This is a genomic window from Pseudomonas khavaziana (assembly GCF_036704165.1).
GTDB lineage: Bacteria > Pseudomonadota > Gammaproteobacteria > Pseudomonadales > Pseudomonadaceae > Aquipseudomonas > Aquipseudomonas khavaziana.
Window position 1 is genome coordinate 1 of record NZ_CP129946.1, and the last position, 20839, is coordinate 20839.

The window sequence follows — 20839 nt, forward strand, 5'->3', positions numbered from 1 at the left end:
ATGTCCCGACTCAATCCCCGGCAGCAAGAAGCCGTGAACTACGTCGGCGGCCCTCTATTGGTGCTCGCCGGCGCCGGCTCCGGCAAGACCAGCGTGATCACCCGCAAAATCGCGCACCTGATCCAGAACTGCGGCATCCGTGCCCAGTACATCGTCGCCATGACCTTTACCAACAAGGCGGCGCGGGAAATGAAAGAGCGGGTCGGCACCTTGCTCAAAGGCGGCGAAGGCCGTGGCCTCACGGTGTGTACCTTCCACAACCTGGGCCTGAACATCATCCGCAAGGAGCATGTGCGGCTGGGCTACAAGCCGGGCTTCTCGATCTTCGACGAGACCGACGTCAAGGCCCTGATGACCGACATCATGCAGAAGGAATACGCGGGCGACGACGGCGTCGACGAGATCAAGAACATGATCGGCGCCTGGAAAAACGACCTGATCCTGCCCGCCGAGGCCCTGGAAGCCGCACGCAACCCCAAGGAACAGACCGCCGCCATCGTCTACACCCACTACCAGCGCACGCTCAAGGCGTTCAACGCCGTGGACTTCGACGACCTGATCCTGCTGCCGGTCAAGCTGTTCCAGGAACACCAGGACATCCTGGAGAAGTGGCAGAACAAGGTGCGCTACCTGCTGGTGGACGAATACCAGGACACCAACGCCAGCCAGTACCTGCTGGTGAAATTGCTGATCGGCACGCGCAACCAGTTCACCGTGGTGGGCGACGACGACCAGTCGATCTACGCCTGGCGCGGCGCCCGCCCGGAAAACCTGATGCTGCTCAAGGTCGACTACCCCTCCTTGAAAGTGGTGATGCTGGAGCAGAACTACCGCTCCACCAGTCGCATCCTGCGCTGCGCCAACGTGCTGATCTCCAACAACCCCCACGAGTTTGAAAAACAACTGTGGAGCGAGATGGGTCATGGCGATGAGATCCGCGTGATCCGCTGCCGCAACGAGGATGCCGAAGCCGAGCGTGTGGCCGTGGAAATCCTCAGCCTGCACCTGCGCACCGATCGGCCCTACAGCGATTTTGCGATCCTGTACCGCGGCAACTACCAGGCCAAGCTGATCGAGCTGAAACTGCAACACCACCAGGTGCCGTATCGCCTCTCGGGCGGCAACAGCTTTTTCGGGCGCCAGGAAGTGAAAGACCTGATGGCCTACTTCCGGCTGATCGTGAACCCGGACGACGACAACGCCTTCTTGCGCGTGATTAACGTGCCGCGTCGGGAAATCGGCTCCACCACCCTGGAAAAGCTCGGCAACTACGCCACTGAACGCAAGATTTCCATGTATGCCGCCACCGACGAAATCGGCCTGGGCGAACATCTGGATACGCGCTTCACTGACCGCCTGTCGCGCTTCAAGCGCTTCATGGACAAGGTCCGCGAGCAATGCGCCGGCGAAGACCCGATCAGTGCCCTGCGCAGCATGGTCATGGACATCGACTATGAGAACTGGCTGCGCACCAACAGCTCCAGCGACAAAGCCGCGGATTACCGCATGGGCAACGTCTGGTTCCTGATCGAGGCGCTGAAAAACACCCTGGAAAAAGACGAAGACGGCGAAATGACCGTCGAGGACGCCATCGGCAAGCTGGTACTGCGCGACATGCTCGAGCGCCAGCAGGAAGAGGAAGACGGCGCCGAAGGTGTGCAGATGATGACCTTGCATGCCTCCAAGGGCCTGGAATTCCCTTACGTGTTCATCATGGGCATGGAAGAGGAAATCCTCCCGCACCGCTCCAGCATCGAAGCCGACACCATCGAGGAAGAACGGCGCCTGGCCTACGTGGGCATTACCCGCGCGCGTCAGACCCTGGCCTTCACCTTCGCCGCCAAGCGTAAGCAATACGGCGAAATCATCGATTGTGCCCCCAGCCGGTTCCTCGACGAGTTGCCGCCGGATGACCTGGCCTGGGAAGGCAACGACGACACACCCACCGAGGTGAAGGCCGTACGCGGCAACACCGCCTTGGCGGATATACGCGCGATGTTAAAGCGCTAGAATCGACTACTTTTCAATCTACTTTCGGCGCCTGTTGCGCCATCAGAGGAAGTTTCCGTGGAAGCACTGCACAAGAAAATTCGCGAAGAAGGCATCGTGCTTTCCGATCAGGTTCTGAAGGTCGATGCCTTTCTGAACCACCAGATCGACCCGGCGCTGATGAAACTGATCGGCGACGAATTCGCCGCGCTGTTCAAGGACTCGGGCATCACCAAGATCGTCACCATCGAGGCCTCGGGCATCGCCCCGGCGATCATGACCGGGTTGAACCTGGGCGTGCCGGTGATCTTTGCCCGTAAGCAGCAGTCGTTGACCCTGACGGAAAACCTGCTGTCGGCGACGGTGTATTCCTTCACCAAGAAAACCGAGAGCACCGTGGCGATCTCCCCGCGCCACTTGACCAGCAGTGACCGCGTGCTGGTGATCGATGACTTCTTGGCCAATGGCAAGGCGTCCCAGGCGCTGATCTCGATCATCAAGCAAGCGGGCGCGACCGTGGCCGGCCTGGGCATTGTGATCGAGAAGTCGTTCCAGGGTGGGCGTGCAGAGTTGGATGCGCAGGGTTACCGGGTTGAATCGCTGGCGCGGGTGAAGTCGTTGAGCGGTGGTGTGGTCACCTTCATCGAGTAATTTGCTCCACAGCAAATACCGAGTGAACACAGTTTAAAATGTGGGAGGGGCGGTGCGACGATTCGACTTGCTCCCGATAGCAGTGGGTCAGCCAACTTATTTGGTGACTGATACACCGCCATCGGGAGCAAGCCCCCTCCCACATTGGGTTCAGGGTGTTTGTTAGTGCGCGGTGGCCTGTAGGCCCGCGAGCAGCAGGCGCTGGTACAAGTCTTCCTTCAATCCCTCTGGCTGGTCCAAGCGCATGCGCTTGAGATGCTCGGGAAACGCCTGCGGCTCCGGTGCATCCAGCGCCGCCTTGCCCAGCTCCAGAATCTCCGTCAGCTTGAATTTGCTCTTGAGCCAGTTCAACGCCCGCAACAAATCCCGCTCTTCATCTGTGAAATCACTGCCCAGCGGGTATTCAGGAAAGAGTCGTCGGTGCCTGGTTTGAATTGCCTGCAGCCGTTCCGGCGTGTTTTCGCCAAAGCGCGGATCCAGCTGGAAATCCTTGGGCAACTTGCCGGCCTTTTGCGCCTGTTCGATCAAATCGCCCTGGAAGCGTGAGTCGGTGATATTCAGCAGCGCTTCGATCACCTTGGTATCCGTCTGACCCCGCAAATCGGCAATGCCGTACTCGGTAATGACGATATCCCGCAGATGCCGGGGAATGGTGCAGTGGCCGTACTCCCAGACGATATTGGAACTGACCTCCCCTGCCGCCTCGCGCCAACTGCGCAGGATCAGGATCGAACGCGCACCTTCCAGCGCATGCCCCTGGGCCACAAAGTTGTATTGCCCACCAACACCGCTGAGCACGCGACCGTCTTCCAATTGGTCAGCCACACCTGCACCGAGCAGTGTCACCATGATTGCGCTGTTGATAAATCGCGCATCCAGGCGCTGCAAACGCTTGAGTTCTTCCTGGCCGTATAGCTCGTTGATATAGCTGATGCCCGTCATGTTGAATTCGAGGCGCTTGGCGTGGGTCATTTCCTGCAAGCGCTGGTAAAAGCTGCGTGGCCCGAGAAAGAAACCGCCATGGATCGACACGCCATCGGGCTGGGCCGCATCATCCAGCAAGCCGGCATTAGCCTGCGCCTGGGTCGCCACATCCGGGTACACCTTGCGCCGGATAATCCCGGCATCCGCCAGCACCAGCAGGCCGTTGACGAACATCTCGCTGCAACCGTAAAGGCCCCGGGCAAAAGGCTCAACACCGCCTTCACGGCTGATCAACGGCGCCCACTGATACACGTCCAGATCCGTCAGCAACAACCGGTAGGCTTCGTTATCGGCCTGGCGCGCCAGCAACGCGGCGGTCAGCGCATCGCCCATGGAACCGATGCCGATCTGCAAGGTGCCGCCGTCACGCACCAGGGTGCTGGCATGCAAGCCGATAAAATGATCCTGGAAACCCACCGGCATGTTTGGCGTGGAAAACAGCGTGGTGCTGTCTTTTTCATCGAGCAGGTAGTCGAAGGCGTCCATACCCAGTTCGGCATCCCCATGCATGTAGGGCAGATCGCTGTGGACTTGGCCGACAACGAGGATGGTTTCCCCGGCTTCGCGGCGCTTGGCGATCATCGGCAGCAGGTCGAGGGTGATATCCGGGTTGCAGCTCAGGCTCAGGCGGTCGGGATGCTCGGCGCTGCTGGCAACCAGTTGCGCCACCAGGTTCAGGCCGGCAGCATTGATGTCGCGGGCGGCATGGCTGTAGTTGCTGCTGACGTAATCCTGCTGCGCCGACGTGCTGTGGAGCAGGCTGCCTGGCTGCATGAAAAACTGCTGCACCTGAATGTTCTTCGGCAGGCTGTCTTTATGCAGGTCGGCGAGAAAATCCAACTCGGGATAGTCGCCAAACACCCGTTCGATGAAAGGTTCGAGGAAGCGCTTCTGCAAGCCATCGCCCAAGGTTGGCCGACCCAGGCTCAACGCGGTGTAGATCGTCAGCGCCCGCTCCGGCAACTTGGCGATGCGCCGGTACAGCGCATTGGCAAACAGGTTGGGCTTGCCCAGGCCTAGGGGCATACCCATGTGGATATGCGCCGGCAACCGCGCCAATACGTCGTCAACTGCTTGCTCGATTGAACACAACTGCACCATCCGACTGCTCCCGAACATTCCATGAATTGGAGTTGGACCGAGCTTGCCGGGTCTTTGCTGCAATGAACAGCCTCGAAACACAAATCGCGCGCACAAAAAAGCCGCTCGTAAGCGGCGTTTTTGGCGAAGATGGCTGATTACAGACCAGACATCTTCTTGATGGCACCTTTGAGGTCTTCATCCGAGCAATCAGAGCAGGTGCCTTTTGGTGGCATGGCGTTGATACCGGTGATGGCCTTGGCCAGGATGCCGTCGAGGCCGCCCTGATGATCGGCGCGCTCTTTCCAGGCAGCGGTATCACCGATTTTCGGTGCTCCCAGCAAGCCAGTGCTGTGGCAAGCGTTACAATGCTTGGCGATAATCTCGTCTGGGGTTTTCGCACCGCCACCACCCGCCGCCACGGCGACTTCCATGCCCTTGCACTCCTGGCCCTGGACGCACACCTGGCCCACAGGCTCCAGGCGTTTGGCAATGTCATCGTTGGTCGCAGCTTGAGCGCTGACAGCCCATAGGGCCAGTACGGTTGCTGGTGCAGCCAGCATTTTCATAATTAGGTTCACGCGTTCACCCTCAATGGTGGCTATTCACGCCCGCGGCCACGGTTTCGCAGGCGGCGAAAGTATAACGGTTAGCCCGCCTGGCCGAAACAACCCTATTAAATAAAGGGAGATTCAACCTCGCGGAATACTGCACGGGCGCCTCTACAACGTTGGCAGGACGCCTCTTCTGTTAAAAGTTCGCGGGCGTGGCTGCGCTGATTAGTCGCGCCGGCACGTCGAACGGGTTGCGAAAACGATGAGGCTTGGTGCTTTCAAAGTAGTAGCTATCGCCAGCTTCGAGCACAAAAGTTTCAAGACCGACCACCAGTTCCAGGCGACCCTCCAGCAGGATCCCGGTTTCCTCGCCTTCGTGGGTGAGCATTTCTTCACCTGTGTCGGCGCCCGGCGGGTAGATTTCGTTGAGAAATGCAATGGCCCGGCTCGGGTGTGCCCGGCCCACCAGTTTCATGGTGACGGCACCGTCGGAGATGTCGATCAGCTCATTGGCTTTATAGACGATCTGCGTCGGTATTTCCTGGAGGATCTCCTCGGAAAAGAACTCGACCATGGACATGGGAATACCGCCCAGCACCTTGCGCAAGGAGCTGATCGAGGGGCTGACGCTGTTTTTCTCGATCATCGAAATGGTGCTGTTGGTGACGCCCGCACGCTTGGCGAGCTCACGCTGGGAAAGACCTTTGAGTTTACGGATGGATTGCAGTCGTTCGCCGACGTCCAATGCAGGAGCCTCCTAGGATTCAGGCTTTGTTGTAATTGAGCGTTATCATGGCGACAGCGTTCAGTATTTACAACACTTGGGCCTAAATCCCGGACAGCTTGGTTCGTAGCCGACGGCTAAGCCCCGAAATAGAGCCGTGGCACTCGGCGCAGGTTGCAGAAGATCTGGTAAGGAATGGTCTCAGCGGCCACGGCGACGTCACTGGCGAGGATAGTCTTGCCCCACAGTTCCACAGTGGAACCAAGGCCCGCCTGGGGTACGTCGGTGAGGTCGACACAGAGCATGTCCATGGACACACGCCCCAGCAGTTGGCTGCGCTGGCCCGCCACCAGCACTGGCGTGCCGGTTGGCGCATGGCGCGGGTAGCCGTCGGCATAGCCCATGGCAACTACACCAACACGCATCGGCTTGGGCGTGACGAACTTGGCGCCATAGCCCACGGGCTCACCGGCTGGTAGCTCGCGTACGCAGATAACTTTGGACTCCAGGGTCATCACTGGCTGCAAACGGGCAGCGAGCGCCTGGTCTTCACCAAATGGCGTTGCACCGTAGAGCATGATGCCCGGGCGCACCCAGTCGCTGGTCATCGTCGGCCAGCCCAGCACCGACGGCGAATTGCGCAGGCTGACTTCGGCCGCCAGGCCTTTTCGCGCCGCTTCAAATACGGCCACCTGTTCATCACTGCGCACGCAATCGAGTTCATCGGCGCGGGCGAAGTGGCTCATCAATACGATCTTGGCGACCTTGCCGCTGGCCAGCAGGCGCTGATAGGCCTCTTGGTAATCCTTGGGATGCAGGCCGACACGGTGCATGCCCGAGTCCAGCTTGAGCCACACCGTCAACGGCTTGCTCAGGCGGGCCTGTTCGATGGCGTCCAACTGCCACAGCGAATGCACCACGCACCATAGGTCATGCTCGATGATCAGCGGCAGCTCGTCGGCCTCGAAAAACCCTTCCAGCAGCAGCACCGGCGCGCGAATGCCGGCAGCACGCAATTCCAGGGCTTCCTCGATGCACGCCACGGCAAACCCGTCGGCCTCGGCTTCCAACGCCTGCGCCACACGCACGGCACCATGGCCGTAGGCGTCGGCCTTGATCACGGCGAGGGCCTTGGCCCCCGTGACTTCACGGGCCAGTTGATAGTTATGGCGCAGGGCCTGGAGGTCGATCAGGGCACGGGCTGGACGCATGGCGGCGGGCTTCTAGGCAGCAAGGTGAAGAAAAAACCGGTGCCGACCAACAGCGTCGGCGCCGGGAGAGGGATCGTTATTAAGGCAGCGCAGCCACGACGGACAGCTCGACCAGGATTTGCGGCTCGCAGAGCTTGGCTTCAACCGTGGCCCGGGCCGGGGCGACGCCCTTGGGCAGCCACTTGTCCCATACCGCGTTCATGCCGGCGAAGTCAGCGTCGATGTCTTTCAAATAGATCGTCACCGACAGCAACTTGCTCTTGTCAGTGCCGGCCAGGTCCAGCAGACGCTCGATATTGGCCAGGGTTTCACGGGTCTGCTGTTCAATCCCGGCGCTCATGTCGTCGCCGACTTGCCCCGCCAGATACACGGTACCGCTGTGGACAACGATCTGGCTCATGCGCTCATTGATGAGCTGGCGCTGGATTGACATGTTTTGCGGACTCCTGGTGGTTGCCATAACGGGAAATATCGAGGCCTGCGGCGCTGATCTGCGGGGTTTTCCTGGCTATCAGGTCGGCCAGCAAGCGACCGGAGCCACAAGCCATGGTCCAACCGAGCGTGCCGTGGCCGGTATTCAGGAACAGGTTCTTGAATGGGGTCGCACCGACAATCGGCGTGCCGTCGGGCGTGGTCGGGCGCAGGCCGGTCCAGAAACTGGCTTGGGCCAAATCGCCGCCCTGAGGATAAAGGTCGTTGACGATCATCTCCAGGGTTTCACGTCTTTGCTGCTTCAGCGACAGGTCAAAACCGGCTATTTCAGCCATGCCACCAACACGAATGCGGTTGTCGAAACGGGTGATCGCGACTTTGTAGGTCTCGTCGAGAATAGTCGAGGTCGGTGCCATGGCCGGGTTGGTGATCGGCACGGTCAGCGAGTAGCCCTTGAGCGGGTATACCGGTGCCTTGATCCCCAATGGCTTGAGCAGCTTCGGCGAATAACTGCCAAGGGCCAGGACGTAGCGGTCGGCGGTTTCCAGCTTGCCGTCTATCCACACACCGTTGATGCGATCGCCCGCGTAGTCGAGACGCTGGATGTCCTGCTCAAAGCGGAACTCCACACCCAACTGCTTGCACATATCAGCCAGGCGCGTGGTGAACATCTGGCAGTCGCCAGTCTGGTCATTCGGCAAACGCAGGGCACCGGCGAGGATATCCGTGACGCTGGCCAGGGCCGGTTCAACCCGGGCAATGCCGGCGCGATCAAGCAGTTCGAAGGGCACGCCGGACTCCTGCAGCACGGCGATGTCCTTGGCGGCACCGTCGAGCTGGGCCTGGGTGCGGAACAGCTGGGTCGTACCGAGGCTACGGCCTTCGTAGGCAATGCCGGTCTCGGCGCGCAACTCGTCAAGGCAGTCACGACTGTACTCGGACAGGCGCACCATGCGCTCCTTGTTCACCGCATAGCGGCTGGCCGTGCAGTTGCGCAGCATCTGCGCCATCCACAGGTATTGATCGATATCGGCGGTGGCCTTGATCGCCAGCGGCGCGTGGCGTTGCAACAGCCACTTGATGGCCTTGAGCGGCACGCCCGGCGCAGCCCATGGGGATGCGTAGCCAGGAGAGACCTGGCCGGCGTTGGCGAAACTGGTTTCCATAGCAGCGGCAGGCTGACGATCGACCACGACAACGTCGAAGCCGGCCCGCGCCAAATAGTAGGCACTGGTTACCCCAATGACGCCGCTACCCAAGACCAGAACGCGCATTTTTATATCCTCATCACGGGCTTAGCCGCTGACGTGTGTTATTCGAGCAATGATGGGCGCAGTATAAAAAGCAATCACCAGTGCATTTCACTATATAAATGCCTATATTTGGCGACAATTCTCGGCAAAAACCCTTTTCACAGAGGCGTATCCCCTATGCGTACCAACACCCAGACCAAGCGGGAGCTGGACAAGATCGACCGCAATATCCTGCGCATCCTGCAAACCGATGGGCGTATTTCGTTCACGGAGTTGGGGGAAAAGGTCGGGCTGTCCACCACTCCCTGTACCGAGCGAGTGCGACGCCTGGAGCGCGAGGGGATCATCATGGGCTACAACGCGCGGCTCAATCCCCAGCATTTGAAGGGAAGTTTGCTGGTATTTGTCGAGATCAGCCTCGATTACAAGTCCGGCGATACCTTTGAAGAATTTCGCCGGGCGGTGCTGAAACTGCCCCATGTGCTGGAGTGCCACCTGGTGTCAGGGGACTTCGACTATCTGGTGAAGGCGCGGATTTCCGAAATGGCTTCGTACCGCAAATTGCTCGGCGATATCTTGCTCAAGCTGCCCCATGTGCGCGAATCCAAGAGCTATATCGTGATGGAAGAGGTGAAAGAGAGCCTTAACCTGCCGATTCCGGATTGAATGACACAATGTGGGGGCTTGCTCCCACATTGACCGTGCATCCCGCTAGACCAATACCTGCCGGGTGCTCGCCATGTACTCATGGATCTGCTTTTCGACCCTTGGATGAATCAGCTCCACCGGCCCCCGTCCATTGGGGCACGGCAAGGTCTTGGTGGTGCCAAACAACCGGCAGATCAGCGGCCGCTCGTCATACACCGTGCAACCGTTGGGCCCCAGGTGCACGCAATTCAGCTCATCCATGGCCGCCTCCTGCTCGGCGGCGGTCTTGCGCGGCAGGCGCGACATTTCCTCAGGCGACGTGGTCACCGGCCCACAGCAGTCGTGACAACCTGGGACGCACTCAAACGAAGGAATTTGTCGACGCAGCGCGCTGATTTTCTGCCTGTTGCAACTCATCGAAACACACACCGAACCGCGAATAGGCGTGGATTCTGACGCAAAACGCCCTGCGCAGACAGCTTCGTCCGACCGCTGTATCCTGCGTCAAATTTTCCAGACAGGGATGCTCCCCATGACCGCCAGCGCCCGGCACACCGATTCCTACTACGCCGCCAGCAGCGTGCCGCAACCGGATTACCCGACGTTGACCGGCGATGTGCGTGCCGATGTGTGCGTGATCGGCGGTGGTTTCTCCGGGCTCAATACCGCCCTGGAACTGGCCCAGCGCGGCTTCAGTGTGGTGTTGCTGGAGGCTCGCAAGATGGGTTGGGGTGCCAGCGGGCGCAATGGCGGCCAGTTGATTCGCGGTGTCGGCCACGGGCTGGACCAATTCACCAACGTGATTGGCAGCGACGGCGTGCGCCAGATGAAACTGATGGGCCTGGAAGCCGTGGAGATCGTGCGCGAGCGTGTGGAGCGCTACCAGATTCCATGCGACCTGACCTGGGGTTACTGCGATTTGGCCAACAAACCGCGTGACCTGCAGGGCCTGGCCGAAGACGCCGAAGAGCTGAGCAGCCTGGGCTATCGCCATGAGGTGCGCCTGCTGCAAGCCAGCGAGATGGGCAGCGTGATCGGCTCCGACCGCTATTTCGGCGGCATGATCGACATGGGCTCAGGCCACCTGCACCCGCTGAACCTTGCGCTGGGTGAAGCCGGCGTCGCACAGCAGTTGGGCGCAAAACTGTATGAACAATCAGAAGTGACCCGCATCGACTACGGCCCCGAGGTCAAGGTGCACACGGCCCAAGGCAGTGTGTGCGCCAAGACCCTGGTGCTCGCTTGCAACGCTTACCTGAACGGGCTAAACCCGCAACTAAGCGGCAAGGTGCTGCCCGCCGGCAGCTATATCATCGCCACCGAACCCTTGAGCCAGGCGCAAGCCGCTAACCTGCTGCCGCAGAATATGGCCGTGTGCGACCAACGCGTGACGGTGGACTACTTCCGCCTGTCCGCTGACCGCCGCCTGTTGTTCGGTGGCGCCTGCCACTATTCCGGTCGGGACCCGAAGGACATCGGTGCCTATATGCGGCCGAAGATGTTGCAGGTGTTCCCACAATTGGCCGAGGTGAAGATCGACTACCAATGGGGCGGCATGATCGGCATCGGTGCCAATCGGCTGCCCCAGATTGGTCGCCTGGCCGATCACCCCAACGTGTATTACGCCCAGGCCTACGCCGGTCACGGCCTCAACGCCACCCACTTGGCGGGCAAGCTGTTGGCCGAGGCCATCAGCGGCGAGCAGCAAGGGCGCTTCGACCTGTTCGCCCAAGTGCCACACATCACCTTCCCCGGGGGCAAACACCTGCGCTCGCCCCTGCTGGCCTTGGGGATGCTCTGGCACCGCCTCAAGGAACTGGTCTGATCAATCGCGCCAGAAGGATTTCAAACCTTCATGGCGCGCCTGTTCTGCGGTAAGCCCAACGTCGCGCAATTGCGCAGTGGTCAGGTCCAGCAGGGCTTTGCGTGTATGACGACGACGCCAGAACAACCCCCACCGATTATCGGTCGGCGCAGTTATCGTCCGCTCCTGCTCCGCTTCCAGTTCCTGACTGCGTAACGCCAGTCGCACATCGCTCATACCGTCCATTTTACTGCCCCTCATTGGCGTATTGCCTTGAGTGACTAGAATGCGCGAGTGGAAAAAACCATTACAGATTCAACCTGTTCTTATTAAATCCATACAGATACTGCACGCGCTTGGCTGAATCCTGTATTTTCGCCCTATCTGTACTGGTCCTTCGGGAGTGACCACCATGACCCTCTACGTCAACCTGGCCGAATTGCTCGGCACTCGCATTGAGCAGGGCTTCTATCGTCCAGGGGACCGATTGCCTTCGGTACGGGCATTGAGTGTTGAACACGGGGTCAGCCTGAGCACCGTGCAGCAAGCCTACCGGTTGCTCGAAGACAACGGCCTGGCCACGCCTAGACCCAAGTCTGGTTATTTTGTGCCCGTCGGTCGAGAGCTGCCTGCGCTGCCCGAGGTCGGTCGCCCGGCTCAGCGACCAGTGGACATCTCCCAGTGGGACCAGGTGCTTGAGCTGATTCGTGCAGTGCCGCGCAAGGACGTCATACAGATGGGGCGGGGCATGCCAGATGTATTGTCGCCCACCCTAAAGCCACTATTACGCAGCCTGGCCCGGGTGAGTCGGCGCCAGGACATGCCGGGATTGTATTACGACAATATCCTCGGCTGTATGGAACTGCGCGAGCAAATCGCCCGTCTGTCACTGGATTCCGGCTGCCAATTGAGCGCCGAAGACATCGTGATCACGACCGGTTGTCACGAAGCGCTGTCCGCCAGCATCCATGCGATTTGTGAGGCTGGGGATATCGTCGCGGTGGACTCACCCAGCTTCCACGGCGCCATGCAGACCCTCAAGGGCCTGGGCATGAAAGCCCTGGAAATCCCCACTGACCCAATCACCGGCATCAGCCTCGAGGCCCTTGAGCTGGCGCTGGAGCAGTGGCCAATCAAAGTCATCCAGCTCACCCCAAACTGTAACAACCCGTTGGGCTACATCATGCCGGAGGCGCGTAAACGCGCACTGCTGACCCTGGCCCAACGCTTCGACGTGGCCATCATCGAAGACGATGTGTATGGCGAACTGGCCTACAGCTACCCGCGCCCGCGCACGATCAAATCCTTCGACGAAGATGGCCGCGTGCTGCTGTGCAGCTCATTCTCGAAAACCCTGGCGCCGGGCCTGCGCATTGGCTGGGTGGCCCCCGGTCGGTATCTGGAACGAGTGCTGCACATGAAATATATCAGCACCGGCTCCACCGCAACCCAGCCGCAGATCGCAATCGCCGAATTTCTAAAAGGCGGCTACTTTGAGCCACATTTGCGCAAGATGCGCACGCAATACCAGCGTAATCGCGACTTGATGATCGACTGGGTCAGCCGCTACTTCCCCGCCGGCACCCGCGCCAGTCGTCCTCAGGGCAGCTTCATGCTGTGGATCGAACTGCCGGAGGGCTTCGACACCTTGAAGCTCAACCGTGTGCTGGTGGAACAAGGGGTGCAAGTCGCTGTAGGCAGTATCTTTTCTGCCTCCGGCAAGTATCGTAATTGCCTGCGCATGAACTACGCTGCCAAGCCAACGCCACAGATTGAAGAGGCCGTGCGCAAGGTCGGCGCCGCCGCAAGCAAACTGCTGGCAGAAACGGCCGACTGACCTTTCCCGCTCAATTGCCGTCATATGCCGACAAACGCCCTGATCTGGAAGCAGCTCCCTTGATGATTCGACGGCTTTTACCGTTTTTCCTGTTGGGAGCCCTGGCCCTGGGTGGCTGCACGACGGTCAGCGTACCGCGCATTCCCAGCGATGCCCTGCCGGCGACGCAATCGTCATTCGGCCGCTCGATCCAGGCCCAGGCAGCGCCGTACCAGGGGCGTTCGGGCTTCCGCCTGCTGCCCAACAGCAGCGAAGCCTTCATGGCTCGCGCCGAGTTGATCCGCAACGCCCAGACCAGCCTCGACCTGCAGTACTACATCGTGCACGACGGCATCAGCACGCGCATGCTCGTGGATGAACTGCTCAAGGCGGCTGACCGCGGGGTGCGCGTGCGCATCCTGCTGGATGACACCACCAGCGGCGGCCTCGATCAGGTTATCGCGACCCTCGCCGCCCACCCTCAGATCCAGATTCGCCTGTTCAACCCCCTGCACCTGGGCCGCAGCACCGGCATCACGCGGACCCTGGCGCGTGCGTTCGACCTGTCGCTGCAACATCGGCGCATGCATAACAAACTGTGGCTGGCAGACAACAGCGTGGCGATCGTTGGCGGGCGCAACCTGGGCGATGAGTACTTCGACGCCGAGCCCAACCTGAACTTCACCGATATCGACATGCTCAGTGTCGGGCCGGTGGCCGAGCAGTTAGGCCACAGTTTCGACCAGTACTGGAACAGCGCCCTGAGCAAGCCGATCGACGAGTTCGTCTCCAACAAGCCCTCCAGGCTCGACCTCGCTACTGCCCGCATGCGCCTGGAAGCATCACTGGCCGAATCGCGACAGCAGAACCATGCCTTGTATAACCGCTTGCGTACCTACCAAACCCAGCCGCGCATGGACATCTGGCGTCGCGAGCTGATCTGGGCCTGGAACCAGGCGCTGTGGGACGCACCGAGCAAAGTACTGGCCAAGGCTGACCCTGACCCGCGCCTGTTGCTCACCACCCAACTGGCACCGGAACTGGAAGGGGTCAGCCAAGAGTTGATCATGATTTCGGCGTATTTCGTTCCGGGGCCTTCCGGACTGGTGTACCTGACGGGGCGCGCCGATGCGGGTGTCTCGGTAAGACTGCTGACCAACTCCCTTGAAGCCACCGACGTACCGGCCGTGCACGGCGGCTACGCGCCCTATCGCAAGGCATTGCTGGAGCACGGGGTGAAACTCTACGAGCTACGCCGGCAACCGGGCGATCCAAGCGCAGGTAGCGGCCCACACTTGTTTCGTCGAGGCAGCTTCCAGGGCTCGGACTCCAGCCTGCACAGTAAGGCGATGATCTTCGATCGAAAGAAGTCATTTATCGGCTCTTTCAATTTCGACCCGCGCTCGGTTCTGTGGAACACCGAAGTCGGCGTGATGGTAGACAGCCCCGAGCTGGCAGAACACGTGCGCAACCTGGCACTGCAAGGTATGGCGCCGGCGTTGAGCTACGAGGCGAAACTGCAGGATGGCCAGATAGTGTGGGTGACCGAGGACAACGGCCAACTGCACACCCTGACCCGTGAGCCGGGCAGTTGGTGGCGCAGGTTCAATGCCTGGTTCGCCACTTCAATTGGCCTGGAACGCATGCTCTAAGACCAACGAAGTCAACTGTGGGAGGGGGCCTGCTCCCACAAGTTCAGACCGGTTGAGCTGCTCCAAACGCCCCCTGGCGCAGCAGCAACACCACCAGCCCCAACGCCCCAACTGCCATCAGCAACGGCAACGCATGCCCGCTGATCCACTGGCTGCCCGCCCCCGCCACCAGCGGCCCAACCAGGCAGCCAATGCCCCACAGCTGCGCCACATGAGCATTGGCGCGCACCAGCGCATCGTCGCGGTAACGTTCGCCAATCAAAATCAGCGACAGGGTAAACAATCCGCCGGCACTGGCACCGAACAGCACCCACACTGGCCAGATCAATAGTGTGTGCATCAGCAGCGGAACCGCCAGGCTCGACGCCAGCAACAGCAGCGCACAGCCCAGGAACAGCGTGCGCCGTGGCAGGTAGTCGGCCAGCGCACCAATGGGCAATTGCAACAGCGCATCACCCACCACCACCGTGCTGACCATCGCCAAGGCGATTTCGGCAGTGAAGCCCTGTTGCAGGCAGTACACTGGCAGCAACGTCAGAATCATCGCTTCAAACGCAGCGAATAATGCCACTGCCCAGGCAATCGCCGGCAGGCTCAGACAGAACCGCCACAGCTCGCTGAACGTGACACTGAACGCATCCGCCGTCGGTGCCCCGGAACGCCCCAGCAACAGCAGCGGCGCCACCACCAACAGGCCCACGCCCACCCAGAAACCGTAGTCGTGGTCAGTGCCCATCAGGCCGAGCAACAATGGCCCCGACAGTTGGCTCAAGGCATAAGTGCAGCCATACAGCGCCACCAGGCGGCCACGCCACTGCTCCACCACCAACTGGTTGATCCAGCTCTCGCCGAGGATAAATACGATGGTCAGGATTACCCCGATCATCAATCGCAGCACCAGCCACACCGGGTAGCTGGGCAGGATCGCCAGCAGGCCGATGGACACCGCCCCGGCCCACAGGCATAGACGCATCAGGTTCGCGGTGCCGAGCCAGGACGCCATTCGACTGGAAACCTTGGCCCCCAGCAAGACGCCGAACGCCGGCATCGCCGCCATCACACCAATGGCGAAACTGCCGTAGCCCCAGCTTTCAAGGCGCAGTGACACTAACGGCATGCTGACGCCCAGGGCCAGGCCAACGCTGAGTACCGATGCCAAGACGGCGAAGTAAGTCGCCCAACGCATTGCCACGCTCCTGTGGAGATTTAAAGGTTCACACAAAACAGTGTGGGAGGGGGCTTGCTCCCGATAGCTTGGTATCAGCCACCAGATGCGGTGGCTGATACCAAGCTATCGGGAGCAAGCCCCCTCCCACATTTGCCTGCGGTGTGCCTGCAGGCTTAGAGCTTGATCCAGGTCGCCTTCAGCTCGGTGTACTTGTCGAACGCATGCAGCGACTTATCGCGGCCATTCCCCGACTGCTTGAAACCACCAAATGGCGCAGTCATGTCGCCGCCGTCGTACTGGTTGACCCACACGCTACCGGCACGCAGGGCCTTGGCTGTCAGGTGCGCCTTGGAGATATCCGCCGTCCACACCGCTGCGGCCAAGCCGTATTGGGTGTCGTTGGCGATGGCGATGGCTTCTTCGGCACTGTCGAACGTAATCACCGACAGCACTGGACCAAAGATCTCTTCCTGGGCGATCCTCATGGCATTGGTCACGCCGTCGAAAATCGTCGGCTCAACGTAGGTGCCGCCGGACTCTTCCAGTGTGCGCTTGCCGCCTGCGACCAGCTTGGCGCCGTCAGCGTGGCCGGCCTCGATGTACGAGAGCACGGTGTTCATCTGCTGCGTATCCACCAGTGCACCGACGTTGGTGGCCGGGTCCAGCGGGTTGCCCGGTTTCCAGCCCTTGAGCGCCTCGATCACCAAGGGCAAGAAGGCGTCCTTGATCGAACGCTCCACCAGCAGGCGCGAACCGGCGGTGCAGACTTCGCCCTGGTTGAAGGCGATGGCGCCAGCGGCAGACTCAGCGGCCGCTTGCAGGTCCGGCGCATCGGCAAACACGATGTTCGGGCTCTTGCCGCCGGCTTCCAGCCACACACGCTTCATGTTCGACTCGCCGGAGCGGATCAACAGTTGCTTGGCGATCTTGGTAGAACCGGTGAACACCAGGGTATCGACGTCCATATGCACCGCCAACGCATTGCCCACGGTGTGGCCATAGCCAGGCAATACGTTGAACACGCCTTTTGGGACGCCGGCTTCAACGGCCAGGGCAGCAATACGGATGGCCGTCAGCGGGGACTTTTCGGATGGCTTGAGGATCACCGAGTTACCGGTGGACAGCGCCGGGCCGAGTTTCCAGCAGGCCATCATCAATGGGAAGTTCCACGGCACAATAGCGCCCACCACGCCGACTGGCTCGCGGGTCACCAGACCCAGTTGGTCGTGCGGGGTGGCTGCGACTTCGTCGTAGATCTTGTCGATGGCCTCGCCACTCCAGCTCAGGGCGTTCGCCGCGCCGGGAACGTCGATGTTCAGGGAATCGCTGATGGGCTTGCCCATGTCCAGGGTTTCAAGCAACGCAAGCTCTTCGGCATTGGCCTTGAGCAGCGCGGCGAAACGGATCATCACTGCCTTGCGCTTGGCCGGCGCCAGGCGCGACCAGACACCGGAGTTGAAGGTGGCACGGGCATTTTCCACGGCACGCTGGGCGTCGCTGGCGTCACAGCTGGCGACGGTAGCCAGCAAACGGCCATCCACCGGGCTGATGCACTCAAAGGTGTCGCCGGAGACGGCGGCGGTATATTCGCCATTGATATAGGCACGGCCTTCGATCTTCAGATCCTTGGCGCGTTGTTCCCAGTCGGCACGGGTCAGGGTGGTCATGCGAGTGTCCTCCTCTTATATTGAATACAAGGGGCCTGGGATTCATCCCGGCGCCTTCACGAATTCTTGCCCGGCCAGCCTGCTGTTCGGCTCAAGGCAGCTGCCACCCTAAACCAGCGGCTGGGGGTGTTTCAATATATTTGACATAACGGCGGCAAACGCCCTTGCGATGTTCATTTTAATAAACATAGACTTTGGGCTCTCCAACCCCAGGCCAGACGGGACACGCACATGAGCATCAAGGATATCGTCGATTTCAGCCAAGCCAACACGGCCCCCGACCGCTACCGCCCCGCCGCCGAAAAAGTTCTCAAGGGCGATCCGGAGCAGACGCTCTATAACCATTACAACAGTCCGTGCGGGCAGATGAATGCCGGGGTGTGGGAAGGCGAAGTCGGGCATTGGAAGATCAACTACACCGAGCATGAATACTGCGAGATTGTGCAAGGGGTTTCGGTACTGCGCGACGCCGAGGGCAACGCCAAGACCTTGCGCGCTGGCGACCGCTTTGTGATTCCCGCTGGTTTCAGCGGCACCTGGGAAGTACTGGAGCCGTGCCGCAAGATCTATGTGGTATTCGAACAAAAAGCCTGATCAGCACATCACAGGCAAAAAAAAGCCCGCATCGTGAGATACGGGCTTTTTTTCACAAAGAAGAAAATCAATTACTTGATTTTGCCTTCTTTGAACATCACGTGCTTCTGGATACGCGGATCGAACATTTTCAGCTCGAGCTTGTCCGGAGTAGTACGCTTGTTCTTGGTCGTGGTCTTGAAGTAACCAGTACCAGCACTGGAGATCATTCGAATTTTTTCACGCATGATAGAGCTCCTTAGATCTTGCCAGCGGCGCGGATTTCGGCCAGCACGACAGTGATGCCGCGCTTGTCGATAATACGCATGCCTTTGGCAGATACGCGCAGGCGAACAAAACGTTTCTCTTCTTCAACCCAGAAGCGGTGATGCTGCAGGTTCGGCAGGAAACGACGACGGGTTTTGTTATTTGCGTGGGAAATGTTATTCCCAGTCACCGGACCCTTACCGGTAACTTGACAGACTCTCGACATGCCTCAGCCCTCTAAAACCACATGCCCAACCCGGCATGGGTTGGCCGCTTAATCTCTCAGTCATTTGGCGCCAGGCGCCGCGTTTCTTTAGGGTCTTACCGGCTACACCTACAAGCGAAGGAACCGGGCCCCTAGAAAAGAGCGCTGCTTTATACCAGAAAGACCCTAGTGCAACAACAGCCCGTGTGTTTTTACCACCGTAAATCTCGGCAACAAGCGCCTGAACCGCTGCCAGGAGGGGCCGCTGTAACAGCCGACCGCTCGTCGCACAGAATGATTTACAGCGCCCACAGGCCCAGGGAAGTACACGGCGAAACGCGCTGAGGTGCCATCAAAACAGCATTTTGGCCAAAAGCACAGGCAAAAATAGGCTAGTCATTTATCAATCAGACCTCTACGGTAGGCTTTTTCCAGACTGCACTCGCAGATGGGCCTTCGATCTGCACAGGAAACCGAATATGCGCCTCGCTGCCCTACCGCTATTGCTTGCCCCTCTCTTTATCGCGCCGACAGCTATCGCGGCCACCAATTTGAGCGTCTGCACCGAGGCCAGCCCCGAGGGGTTCGATGTGGTGCAGTACAACTCGCTGACTACCACCAATGCCTCGGCAGACGTGCTGATGAACCGCCTGGTGAACTTTGACGCAGCCAGCGGCAAATTGGTGCCGAGCCTGGCGGACAGTTGGGAAGTCTCATCCGATGGCCTGAGCTACACCTTCAAGCTGCACCCCGGCGTGAAATTCCACCGCACCAACTATTTCAACCCCAGCCGTACGCTGACCGCCGAAGACGTACGCTTCAGCTTCGAGCGCATGCTTGATCCGGCCAACCCGTGGCACAAGATCGCCCAGAGCGGCTTCCCCCACGCCCAATCCCTGCAATTGCCGGCACTGGTCAAGAAGATTGACGCCCTTGACCCGTTGACCGTGCGTTTCACCCTCGACCACGCCGACTCCACCTTCCTTGCGTCGCTGAGCATGGGCTTTGCCTCGATCTACCCGGCTGAATATGCCGACAAACTGCTCAAGGCCGGCACTCCCGAAAAGCTCAACAGCCAGCCAATCGGCACCGGCCCGTTCGTTTTCGTGCGATTCCAGAAAGATGCCGTGGTGCGCTACAAGGCCAACCCGGACTACTTCGCCGGCAAACCGGCAGTGGATAACTTGATCTACGCCATTACTCCGGATGCCAACGTACGCCTGCAGAAGCTGCACCGCGATGAATGCCAGATCGCACTTTCGCCCAAGCCATTGGATGTGGGCGAGGCCGAAAAAGACCCAGCCTTGAAGGTGGAAAAAACCGCCGCCTTCATGACCGCATTCGTCGCCATCAACAGCCAGCACCCACCGCTGGACAAGCCCGAGGTGCGCCAGGCGATCAACCTGGCCTTTGACAAGAACAGCTACCTCAAGGCCGTATTCGAAGGCACCGCCGAAGCAGCCAATGGTGTCTACCCGCCGAACACCTGGAGCTATGCCCAGGATTTGCCGGGCTATCCACAAGATCTCGCCAAAGCCCAGGCGCTGCTCGACCGTGCCGGGCTCAAGGACGGCTTCAAGACCACGATATGGACTCGCCCAACCGGTAGCCTGCTGAACCCCAACCCGAATCTTGGCGCACAGCTGTTGCAGGCCGACCTGGCCAAGGTCGGCATCCAGGCCGAAATCCGTGTGATCGAATGGGGCGAGTTGATTCGCCGCGCCAAGGCCGGCGAGCATGACCTGCTGTTCATGGGCTGGGCTGGCGACAACGGCGACCCGGATAACTTCCTGACCCCGCAGTTCTCCTGCGCAGCAGTGAAGTCCGGCACCAACTTCGCCCGCTATTGCGACCCCGCGCTGGATAAGTTGATCCGCGCCGGCAAGACCACCAGCGAGCAAGGCGTGCGCACCAAGCTGTACCAACAGGCCCAGGCGCAGATCCAGCAGCAGGCACTGTGGCTGCCGCTGGCACATCCGACGGCGTTTGCCCTGGCCCGCAAGAATGTCGAGGGCTATCAGGTGAGCCCGTTCGGGCGTCAGGATTATTCGAAAGTCAGTGTCAAACCGTAAGGCGCAACACCTTGCCCTGTAGGAGCGAGCTTGCTCGCGAAGACCGTTAACGATAATGCGAAGACCCTGATGGCCCACGAGATCATCAG

General features: G+C 60.1%; 20 protein-coding genes. 8 read left to right on the forward strand and 12 right to left on the reverse strand.

Annotated features, from left to right (window positions below; translation table 11 throughout):
• Positions 1-2010, forward strand: a complete 2010-nt coding sequence (gene rep / locus QYQ93_RS00005) for a DNA helicase Rep (RefSeq protein ID WP_043046891.1) — start codon at positions 1-3, stop codon at positions 2008-2010.
• Positions 2011-2067: 57 nt separating this feature from the next.
• Positions 2068-2640, forward strand: coding sequence for a xanthine phosphoribosyltransferase (locus QYQ93_RS00010; RefSeq protein ID WP_043046890.1), 573 nt, complete (start codon positions 2068-2070; stop codon positions 2638-2640).
• Positions 2641-2802: 162 nt separating this feature from the next.
• On the opposite strand, the gene QYQ93_RS00015 is transcribed toward QYQ93_RS00010, so the two are convergent.
• The 6 genes from QYQ93_RS00015 to dadA form a co-directional block, all read right to left on the reverse strand.
• Positions 2803-4725, reverse strand: coding sequence for an acetyl-CoA hydrolase/transferase C-terminal domain-containing protein (locus QYQ93_RS00015; protein ID WP_338475992.1), 1923 nt, complete (start codon positions 4723-4725; stop codon positions 2803-2805).
• 137 nt (positions 4726-4862) lie between these two features.
• Positions 4863-5273, reverse strand: a complete 411-nt coding sequence (locus tag QYQ93_RS00020) for a c-type cytochrome (RefSeq protein ID WP_043046888.1) — start codon at positions 5271-5273, stop codon at positions 4863-4865.
• A gap of 181 nt (positions 5274-5454) precedes the next feature.
• Positions 5455-6003, reverse strand: a complete 549-nt coding sequence (locus QYQ93_RS00025) for a cupin domain-containing protein (protein WP_005792468.1) — start codon at positions 6001-6003, stop codon at positions 5455-5457.
• A 116-nt stretch (positions 6004-6119) separates the two neighbouring features.
• Positions 6120-7193 (reverse strand): alanine racemase, encoded by a 1074-nt coding sequence (gene alr, locus QYQ93_RS00030; protein WP_043046887.1) that lies wholly within the window; start codon positions 7191-7193, stop codon positions 6120-6122.
• A 79-nt stretch (positions 7194-7272) separates the two neighbouring features.
• Positions 7273-7626, reverse strand: coding sequence for a RidA family protein (locus QYQ93_RS00035; RefSeq protein ID WP_057011419.1), 354 nt, complete (start codon positions 7624-7626; stop codon positions 7273-7275).
• Complete coding sequence (dadA, locus tag QYQ93_RS00040; protein WP_217880757.1) at positions 7598-8899, reverse strand: D-amino acid dehydrogenase; 1302 nt, start codon at positions 8897-8899, stop codon at positions 7598-7600. The genes QYQ93_RS00035 and dadA overlap by 29 nt, the downstream gene beginning before the upstream one ends.
• 156 nt (positions 8900-9055) lie before the next feature.
• On the opposite strand from dadA, the gene QYQ93_RS00045 reads away from it, so the two are divergent.
• On the forward strand, positions 9056-9544 hold the full coding sequence (locus QYQ93_RS00045) for an Lrp/AsnC ligand binding domain-containing protein (protein WP_003176896.1): 489 nt from the start codon (positions 9056-9058) through the stop codon (positions 9542-9544).
• 45 nt (positions 9545-9589) lie between these two features.
• Here QYQ93_RS00045 and QYQ93_RS00050 read toward each other — a convergent pair whose 3' ends face one another.
• Positions 9590-9943, reverse strand: a complete 354-nt coding sequence (locus tag QYQ93_RS00050) for a YkgJ family cysteine cluster protein (RefSeq protein ID WP_043046884.1) — start codon at positions 9941-9943, stop codon at positions 9590-9592.
• Between the two features lie 115 nt (positions 9944-10058).
• Here QYQ93_RS00050 and QYQ93_RS00055 point away from each other — a divergent pair, with 115 nt between their 5' ends.
• On the forward strand, positions 10059-11351 hold the full coding sequence (locus QYQ93_RS00055; RefSeq protein WP_338475994.1) for an FAD-binding oxidoreductase: 1293 nt from the start codon (positions 10059-10061) through the stop codon (positions 11349-11351).
• Here QYQ93_RS00055 and QYQ93_RS00060 read toward each other — a convergent pair whose 3' ends face one another.
• A complete protein-coding gene (locus tag QYQ93_RS00060) occupies positions 11352-11576 on the reverse strand; it encodes a DUF1127 domain-containing protein (RefSeq protein ID WP_043046882.1) in 225 nt (74 codons plus the stop codon).
• 166 nt (positions 11577-11742) lie between these two features.
• Here QYQ93_RS00060 and QYQ93_RS00065 point away from each other — a divergent pair, with 166 nt between their 5' ends.
• Positions 11743-13167: a PLP-dependent aminotransferase family protein gene (locus tag QYQ93_RS00065; RefSeq protein ID WP_043046881.1), complete on the forward strand. Its 1425-nt coding sequence runs from the start codon at positions 11743-11745 to the stop codon at positions 13165-13167.
• 62 nt (positions 13168-13229) lie between these two features.
• Positions 13230-14798, forward strand: a complete 1569-nt coding sequence (locus QYQ93_RS00070) for a phospholipase D family protein (RefSeq protein ID WP_043046880.1) — start codon at positions 13230-13232, stop codon at positions 14796-14798.
• A gap of 43 nt (positions 14799-14841) precedes the next feature.
• Here QYQ93_RS00070 and QYQ93_RS00075 read toward each other — a convergent pair whose 3' ends face one another.
• Both QYQ93_RS00075 and QYQ93_RS00080 read right to left on the reverse strand, forming a co-directional pair.
• On the reverse strand, positions 14842-15984 hold the full coding sequence (locus QYQ93_RS00075; protein ID WP_043046879.1) for an MFS transporter: 1143 nt from the start codon (positions 15982-15984) through the stop codon (positions 14842-14844).
• A 155-nt stretch (positions 15985-16139) separates the two neighbouring features.
• Positions 16140-17633, reverse strand: coding sequence for an aldehyde dehydrogenase (locus QYQ93_RS00080; RefSeq protein ID WP_043048052.1), 1494 nt, complete (start codon positions 17631-17633; stop codon positions 16140-16142).
• A 231-nt stretch (positions 17634-17864) separates the two neighbouring features.
• On the opposite strand from QYQ93_RS00080, the gene QYQ93_RS00085 reads away from it, so the two are divergent.
• The gene (locus tag QYQ93_RS00085) at positions 17865-18227 is read left to right on the forward strand and encodes a cupin domain-containing protein (RefSeq protein WP_043048054.1); all 363 of its coding nucleotides are present in this window, start codon (positions 17865-17867) and stop codon (positions 18225-18227) included.
• Positions 18228-18298: 71 nt separating this feature from the next.
• Here the strand turns inward: QYQ93_RS00085 and rpmG are convergent, their stop codons facing one another.
• Both rpmG and rpmB read right to left on the reverse strand, forming a co-directional pair.
• Complete coding sequence (rpmG, locus tag QYQ93_RS00090; protein ID WP_043048056.1) at positions 18299-18454, reverse strand: 50S ribosomal protein L33; 156 nt, start codon at positions 18452-18454, stop codon at positions 18299-18301.
• 11 nt (positions 18455-18465) lie between these two features.
• Positions 18466-18699 (reverse strand): 50S ribosomal protein L28, encoded by a 234-nt coding sequence (rpmB, locus tag QYQ93_RS00095; protein WP_003176907.1) that lies wholly within the window; start codon positions 18697-18699, stop codon positions 18466-18468.
• Positions 18700-19157: 458 nt separating this feature from the next.
• On the opposite strand from rpmB, the gene QYQ93_RS00100 reads away from it, so the two are divergent.
• Positions 19158-20750 carry an ABC transporter substrate-binding protein gene (locus tag QYQ93_RS00100; RefSeq protein ID WP_043048058.1) on the forward strand — a complete coding sequence of 531 codons (1593 nt, stop codon included), beginning with the start codon at positions 19158-19160 and terminating at the stop codon, positions 20748-20750.
• Positions 20751-20839: the final 89 nt, after the last annotated feature.